This window comes from Klebsiella sp. MS 92-3, from assembly GCF_000195655.1.
GTDB lineage: Bacteria > Pseudomonadota > Gammaproteobacteria > Enterobacterales > Enterobacteriaceae > Klebsiella > Klebsiella pneumoniae.
Window position 1 is genome coordinate 1,844 of record NZ_GL882866.1, and the last position, 6,842, is coordinate 8,685.

Annotated in this window: 8 protein-coding genes; 5 read left to right on the top strand and 3 right to left on the bottom strand. The window is 53.6% G+C overall.

Annotation, left to right across the window (positions count from 1 at the left end):
• A partial coding sequence (gene mpaA / locus HMPREF9538_RS0128505; protein WP_032457266.1) for a murein tripeptide amidase MpaA occupies positions 1-648 on the bottom strand: 648 nt, incomplete at its 3' end.
• 72 nt (positions 649-720) lie between these two features.
• On the opposite strand from mpaA, the gene HMPREF9538_RS32495 reads away from it, so the two are divergent.
• Both HMPREF9538_RS32495 and HMPREF9538_RS02275 read left to right on the top strand, forming a co-directional pair.
• Positions 721-837, top strand: coding sequence for a hypothetical protein (locus HMPREF9538_RS32495; RefSeq protein ID WP_004148146.1), 117 nt, complete (start codon positions 721-723; stop codon positions 835-837).
• Positions 834-2,450 (top strand): peptide ABC transporter substrate-binding protein, encoded by a 1,617-nt coding sequence (locus HMPREF9538_RS02275; protein WP_004176446.1) that lies wholly within the window; start codon positions 834-836, stop codon positions 2,448-2,450. Before HMPREF9538_RS32495 ends, HMPREF9538_RS02275 begins: the two co-directional genes overlap by 4 nt.
• Positions 2,451-2,617: 167 nt before the next feature.
• On the opposite strand, the gene HMPREF9538_RS02270 is transcribed toward HMPREF9538_RS02275, so the two are convergent.
• Entirely contained in the window at positions 2,618-3,004 is a 387-nt protein-coding gene (locus HMPREF9538_RS02270) for a VOC family protein (protein ID WP_004152136.1), read from the bottom strand.
• Positions 3,005-3,234: 230 nt separating this feature from the next.
• Here HMPREF9538_RS02270 and HMPREF9538_RS02265 point away from each other — a divergent pair, with 230 nt between their 5' ends.
• A complete protein-coding gene (locus HMPREF9538_RS02265) occupies positions 3,235-4,068 on the top strand; it encodes a DUF6216 family protein (RefSeq protein WP_004176445.1) in 834 nt (277 codons plus the stop codon).
• 124 nt (positions 4,069-4,192) lie between these two features.
• Here the strand turns inward: HMPREF9538_RS02265 and HMPREF9538_RS02260 are convergent, their stop codons facing one another.
• Positions 4,193-5,077 carry a LysR family transcriptional regulator gene (locus HMPREF9538_RS02260; protein ID WP_009486313.1) on the bottom strand — a complete coding sequence of 295 codons (885 nt, stop codon included), beginning with the start codon at positions 5,075-5,077 and terminating at the stop codon, positions 4,193-4,195.
• Positions 5,078-5,249: 172 nt separating this feature from the next.
• Between HMPREF9538_RS02260 and HMPREF9538_RS02255 the strand changes: the two genes are divergently transcribed.
• Positions 5,250-6,386 (top strand): alpha/beta hydrolase, encoded by a 1,137-nt coding sequence (locus HMPREF9538_RS02255; protein WP_004148151.1) that lies wholly within the window; start codon positions 5,250-5,252, stop codon positions 6,384-6,386.
• A 72-nt stretch (positions 6,387-6,458) separates the two neighbouring features.
• Positions 6,459-6,842, top strand: a 384-nt coding sequence (locus HMPREF9538_RS02250) for an MFS transporter (protein WP_148671946.1), incomplete at its 3' end; no start/stop codon positions are given.

A 6,842-nucleotide genomic window follows, 5' to 3' on the forward strand; every position in this document is an offset into this window, starting at 1 on the left:
GGCGGAGACCGGCGGGAACTCGGCGGTGATGCAGGGGAGTCCGATATCGGCGCACCAGCTGCCAAAGGAGCCCGGCGTGTCGTAGCCCACGCTGCCCACCAGCGGCAGGGAGAAGGCGTCGGCCAGCCAGCGACCCAGCGGGCTGTGGCCAGGATCTTCGATACAGGCCAGCGGATCGTGAAAGGAGACCACCCACGCCGGATGAATCTGATGGATCAACTGACACAGGGCCTCGGTCTCCCGTTCCGAACCCGGCTGCTCACCGGTCAACAGCACCACGTCGCGCTCCGCCGCCGCGCTATTCCAGCGGTAAACCGTTTCCCCTTGCTTCCAGTTGGCTGCCGGAAAGTTACGGTTGAGGTCAACGCCGCGGGCATTGGCGCGCAGCCCGAGCTGACAGCCGTCAGGATTGACCGTCAGCACCACGTGGTGGCGGCGCAGCTCGGGTTTCAGGGTGCGCAGGGCGCAGGAGAGGGTCACAATCGACGAATTCTCATCACCGTGGGTACCGGCAATAATCAGCCCGCTACGGCTGTCGGCCTGCGGCGCAGGAAACCACAGCAGCGGCGCGCCCAGTTCCGAGCTGCCATACTGCCGGGTTCCCGGCGGAAAGTCGCCGCGCTGCGGGCGAGGACGTGAAATAGACATAGGGCTTCCTGTGTGTCGTTATTATTTAGTGTTGGCGAAAAGCGTATCGGGATCAAACCCATTCCCTGAGGCGTGAAATCCGACGGCACATCAATTTTCTATCATATGTCGTTTGCAATTTCAGGTGATGAAACAAATAATTATCGCTCTGTTGGCGGTATTTTTTTCATTTTAAAGGGGATCTTATGAAGTATCCTGTCGCTTTGACATGCGGCGCGCTGTGGTTAGCCAGCGTATCTTCTCTGGCCTGGGCGGCTGACGTACCGCCGGGCACGGTACTGGCGGAAAAACAGCTGTTAGTGCGCCATATCAAAGATGAACCCGCCTCGTTAGATCCCGCCAAAGCGGTGGGCCTGCCGGAAATCCAGGTGATCCGCGATCTGTTTGAAGGTTTAGTCAATCAGGATGCGAAAGGCAACCTGGTTCCAGGCGTAGCGACCCGCTGGCAGAGCAACGATAACCGCGTCTGGACCTTTACCCTGCGTGATAATGCCCGCTGGTCCGACGGCACGCCGGTTACTGCCGAAGATTTCGTCTATAGCTGGCAGCGTCTGGTGGATCCGAAAACCACTTCGCCGTTCGCCTGGTTCGCGGCGCTGGCGGGGATCGCTAACGCGCAGAACATTATTGACGGCAAAGCCGCGCCGGAGACCCTGGGAGTCACCGCCGTCGACGCCCACACCCTGCGGGTGCAGCTGGATAAACCACTGCCGTGGTTCAGCAACCTGACCGCCAGCTTTGCCTTCTATCCGGTGCAAAAGGCGAATGTCGACAGCGGGGCGAACTGGACGCGGCCCGGCAGCCTGGTGGGCAACGGCGCCTATGTTCTGAAAGACCGTGTGGTCAATGAGAAGCTGGTGGTGGTGCCGAACACGCACTACTGGGATAACGCCAAAACGGTGATCCAGCAGGTCACCTTTGTGCCGATTAACCAGGAGTCCGCCGCCACCAAGCGCTATCTTGCAGGGGATATCGATATCACCGAGTCTTTCCCGAAAAATATGTACCAGAAACTGCTGAAGGATATTCCGGGGCAGGTGTATACCCCGCCGCAGCTGGGTACCTACTATTACGCTTTCAATACCCAAAAGGGGCCGACGGCGGATGAGCGGGTACGCCTGGCGCTGAGCATGACCATCGATCGCCGGGTGATGGCGGAGAAAGTACTGGGGACCGGGGAAAAACCGGCCTGGCGCTTCACGCCGGACGTGACGGCGGGCTTCACCCCCCAGCCGTCACAGTTTGAGAGCATGAGTCAGGCTGAGCTTAATGCCCAGGCGAAAGCCCTGCTGGCTGCCGCGGGCTATGGCCCGAATCGTCCGCTGAAGCTGACGCTGCTGTATAACACCTCTGAGAACCACCAGAAAATTGCCATCGCGGTGGCGTCGATGTGGAAGAAAAACCTCGGCGTGGAAGTGAAGCTGCAGAACCAGGAGTGGAAAACCTATATCGACAGCCGTAACACCGGCAATTTCGACGTGATCCGCGCTTCGTGGGTAGGGGACTACAACGAGCCGTCCACCTTCCTGTCGCTGCTGACCTCCACCCACAGCGGAAATATCTCGCGCTTTAACGATCCGGCGTACGACAAAATCCTCGCCCAGGCGGCGGTAGAGAATTCGGCCAAAGCGCGTAACGACGATTACAACGCGGCGGAAAAGATCATTATGGTCAAAGCGCCGATCGCGCCGATCTACCAGTACACTAACGGCCGATTGATTAAGCCGTGGCTGAAAGGCTACCCGATCACCAACCCGGAAGATGTGGCCTACAGCCGTACCATGTATATCGTGAAGCACTAACCGGTACTGGTTGCCTGATAACGCAAGGTAACCACGTATAAACCCAGAGCTGGCGCGTCTTGCCGCGCCAGTTTCTCCTGCTCTCCTTCTCGCGCCACAGTAGAAAGTCTCACTTTTCTGGCAGTATGGCCAAATGATGCCAGGTTCTACCATCTGGTCGCGAAGCATCAGAAGATCTCATCCGCCGGGTTTTTATCATGATGCTCAACGTATTCGGCAATCATGCCATCCGGATGCCGAACCAGCATGTTCCAGCCGGTGGGCACGGCCTTCACCGGGTTGATAATCGTTGCCCCGGTGGAAGGCAGATGTTTCTCCCAGGCGGTAATGTCGTTTACCAGGAAAGTGGCCTCGGTGGCGCGAAACGGAGCCAGGCTTTGCTCGGTTCCGCCAATTAAAAGCACGGAACCCACCTGCGCCAGTTTGAGATCGTATTCGGGATAGTCAAAACGTAACCTTGCCTTTTGCGAAATGAGATGTTCATAAAACGAAACGGTTTCTTCAAAGCGGGCAATCAGCACGCATCGACGGATCAGGATATTAAGGACTTTCATTATATCTCCTTCGCCATTTTCTCAGAGATAGCGTAGCAGCACTGAGGTGGAATGTAAGGCTCAAGTAGCAGAAGAGCGTGACGTATAGTTGTGGCCTGCGTATAAGAAGATATCGGCAATGACCTTGTGCGCTGGATAAGAAAAGTTGCAGTTAAAAAATATTTATTTTGTAATGATGCTGTGGTGTGATTGCTGAGCATACGATTAGCGGGATGATTAAGAGGGGCTAGATGGAAAGTTTAATTTCTTCGATATGGAATTTTGATGGACTGATAAATAGCGCGTTAATTTTTGTTACTTTTGGTTTATTAGGAGTGTTTATCTGGAAACGGGCAGGATCCGCATATTCTTTATTGAACCGGCTATGGGAGTTCTGCCTGGGAGGGAAAACGTTTCACGACGGTAAAATAAATGCATATTTCAATGAGAGAAATGATGTTGAACGTTTTAATGTTTTATTTAATGTCGGCGCAAGAAATAAAGAAGAGATCAAGTCACTGATTAACTGGACGAAAAAGAAAAATATAGATATTCGTCATGTCACAGCCGCGAAAGGATGGTTTGAAATATCAACGCTTAAGGCAATAAAACCATTATTTATCGCTAATGTTGGTGTATTTGTCTCTTGTGTGTTAACTATGCTGCTATTATCAAATTTTATGTTGCTGGCATTGAAGCCATCCGCACTAGTACGATTAGGCGACGACAAGTCATGGGTTTGGATTAATGATCATATTGCTGAGAGTTCGATCTGGACCAATAATTACCTTCCCCTGAACTGGACTGAGTGGAAGCTCGATAAAAAACAGTGTGAAAGTGAAGATTTCGATAAAACGGTTTTCTCAGAAAAAGCGGGGATAAGTGTGCGCTCGGTTGACAGGATTTGTGAGAACTTTTCAAGTGGTTCGTTGAGTGATACTATAAATAATATTATTAAAAATCAAAAACTGGCATGGGTTTTGGCTATTTACCCCTTCATCTTTACGATTATTTGCTTTTTTAGCTTGTTACGCAGAGGTGCTGCTTCTAAACTTTATAATGAAGTACATAACTCACAAAATTAATATTTATATAAATTCATTTCCGTCTGGCATTACTGTTTGCATCGATCGGAATTAAATGACAGGTCCGAGTACAGAAGCTGTCACCGGCCACTACCGGTTGCCTGCTGCCTGCAGGCAACCTCAGCTACATTCGCAATGTATCAATGACCGCTCTCAGCGCGGGCGACACATTGCGGTGCGGGTAATAGAGAAATGAACCTTCCAGACGCTGGCTATAACGCTGGAGCACCCGGATAAGTGTGCCCTGGGCTAGATCGTCGGTAATCAGCTCTTCCGGGACATAGGCCAGCCCCAGACCGAGCCTCGCCGCTTTGGCCTCCATATAGCTATCGGCGAAAGCCCACTGTCCCTGAGGCGGGGGGGGGGTTTTTTTTCCATCCACATTAAGTTCCCAGGCGTAAAGGCTGCCGTCGCCGAACTGATAAGCGATGCAGGGGTGGGCGACTAAATCGGCGGGCGTTTGTGGAAAGCCGTAGCGGCGAAAATGTTCCGGTGTACCCACCACCGCCATCTCCATATCGGGCGAAATGCGTACCGCAATCATGCCGCTTCCGACTTCCGGGCCCAGACGTACGCCCGCATCAAATCGCTGCGCAATAATATCGACAAACCGGCTTTCGCTGATCAGTTCCAGTCTGATATCGGGATAGCGTTGTTTAAATACTGCCAGCTTCGGCAGCAGGACTTTATCAATGGCATGCTGGCTGGCATTGATGCGTACCGTACCGGAGGGCGTTTGACGATAGTGGGCCAGCGTGGCGAGTCCCATATCTAAGGCGTCGAAACCGGATTCGACGTTGTGATAGAGCTGCTCACCTGCCTGGGTGAGCGACAACCGGCGGGTGGTACGCACCAGAAGCTGAACGCCCAGCCGCTCTTCAAGTTCACGAACCGCACGGCTTACCCCGGACTGCGCCAGGCCAAGTCGTTGCGCTGCGGCGGTAAAACTGCCTTCCCGTACCACCTGCATAAACAGATAAAGGTCATTATAGTTTTCCCGTTTCGCCATTATCCTGCCTCGTCACCCAGATGCCATTTAGAACAATATGGTATTAATTTTAGCATTTTTCAGCCTCTAATCAGAACCATTACTGCTGGCTACACTAAGCGCACGACAACAAAGCACAGCAGCGTTGTCTACTGAAGACTTGCATTGATCACGTTTATTTAGGGGAATTTTGATGACGGTTTTCACCAAAAAACTGACAGCCGCGATACCCGCCATGCTGCTTTGCGCCTCATTAACTGGAGTCACAACGATGAGCTCTGCTGAGACAACTAACCCGAATGCGCCTGTTTCACTGATTGAACAATGGGATAAAACGTTTGCTGAGAGCTTGAAAGTGGATCACCGTAAGGTGACCTTCCAGAACCGCTACGGGATAACCTTAGTTGGCGATCTCTACCTGCCGAAGGATCGCGGTGAACGCAAACTGGCAGCTATTGCCGTGAGCGGTCCCTTCGGCGCGGTAAAAGAGCAGTCCAGCGGCCTGTATGCCCAGACGCTGGCCGAACAAGGTTTTGTCACCCTGGCATTTGACCCATCGTATACGGGCGAAAGCGGTGGCTACCCACGCAACGTGGCCTCACCGGATATCAATACCGAGGATTTTAGTGCCGCGGTGGACTTTCTGGGCCTGCAAAAAGAGGTGGATCGCAACCGTATCGGTTTGCTCGGCATTTGTGGCTGGGGCGGTATGGCCCTAAACGACGCGGCGATGGATACACGCGTCAAAGCGGTGGCGACCAGCGTAATGTATGACATGAGCCGCGCGATGGGGCATGGAGTGGGCGATGGCAAAGACCGCTACACGACAGCCGACCGCCGAGCGGTACTGCAGTACTTGAACGCGCAGCGCTGGAAGGATGCGGCAAACGGCACTTCCGCCCCCGGTGGGCATGACATATATGTTGATGATAAAGGCAACATCAGCGCTGCCGATCGTATTTTGCCGGAAACCTTGCCCGCCAACCCCAACCCGGTCCTGAAAGAGTTCTTCGATTATTACCGTATGCCGCGTGGTTTCCATCCGCGTTCGGTTAATTCAACCGGGGCCTGGAATGCGACGATGCCGCTGTCGTTTATGAATATGCCGCTGCTGAGTTACGCCAGCGAAGTGACTATTCCGACGCTTATCGTGACCGGCGAAAAAGCCCATTCACGCTATTTTGCCGAAGATGCCTTTAAGGCCATCGGCAGTAAAGAGAAAGCGCTGGTGATTGTCCCAGGCGCAAACCACGTCGATCTCTATGACAACGTCGCGGGCAAAATTCCCTTTGCGACGTTCGCGCAATTTTTTAAAACCAACCTGAAATAGATCTCCTGTGCCGGAGACATCCCCAAAGCCGCCACGCGCCTGCGGGCGGCTTTGTCTTGTCGGAGAGAAATAATGTCTGCATTAGGTCACACCCGGGCACACTGGAGCGGCGTCCTGGCGATGACGCTCTGCGTATTTGTGCTCATTGCCTCAGAATTTATGCCGGTCAGTCTGTTGACACCCATCGCGGGTGATTTACACATTACCGAGGGATTAGCCGGTCAGGGCATTGCGCTTTCTGGCGCGCTGGCGGTACTGACCAGCCTGACGATATCCCGTCTTACCGGATCGCTGGACCGTAAATGGCTGCTGCTGGGGCTCACGGCGTTGATGGCAGCCTCTGGGGTGATTATTGCCCTGGCGTCCAGTTTCCCGGTTTATATGCTGGGCAGAGCGCTCATTGGGATCGTCATCGGCGGCTTCTGGTCGATGTCGGCGGCAACGGCCATTCGGCTG

Bases quoted from the DNA above. Each gene is read 5' to 3' on its own strand.
- HMPREF9538_RS02260 (WP_009486313.1), bottom strand. From the start codon at position 5,077: ATGGCGAAACGGGAAAACTATAATGACCTTTATCTGTTTATGCAGGTG.
- HMPREF9538_RS02255 (WP_004148151.1), top strand. From the start codon at position 5,250: ATGACGGTTTTCACCAAAAAACTGACAGCCGCGATACCCGCCATGCTG.
- HMPREF9538_RS02265 (WP_004176445.1), top strand. From the start codon at position 3,235: ATGGAAAGTTTAATTTCTTCGATATGGAATTTTGATGGACTGATAAAT.
- HMPREF9538_RS02275 (WP_004176446.1), top strand. From the start codon at position 834: ATGAAGTATCCTGTCGCTTTGACATGCGGCGCGCTGTGGTTAGCCAGC.
- HMPREF9538_RS02270 (WP_004152136.1), bottom strand. From the start codon at position 3,004: ATGAAAGTCCTTAATATCCTGATCCGTCGATGCGTGCTGATTGCCCGC.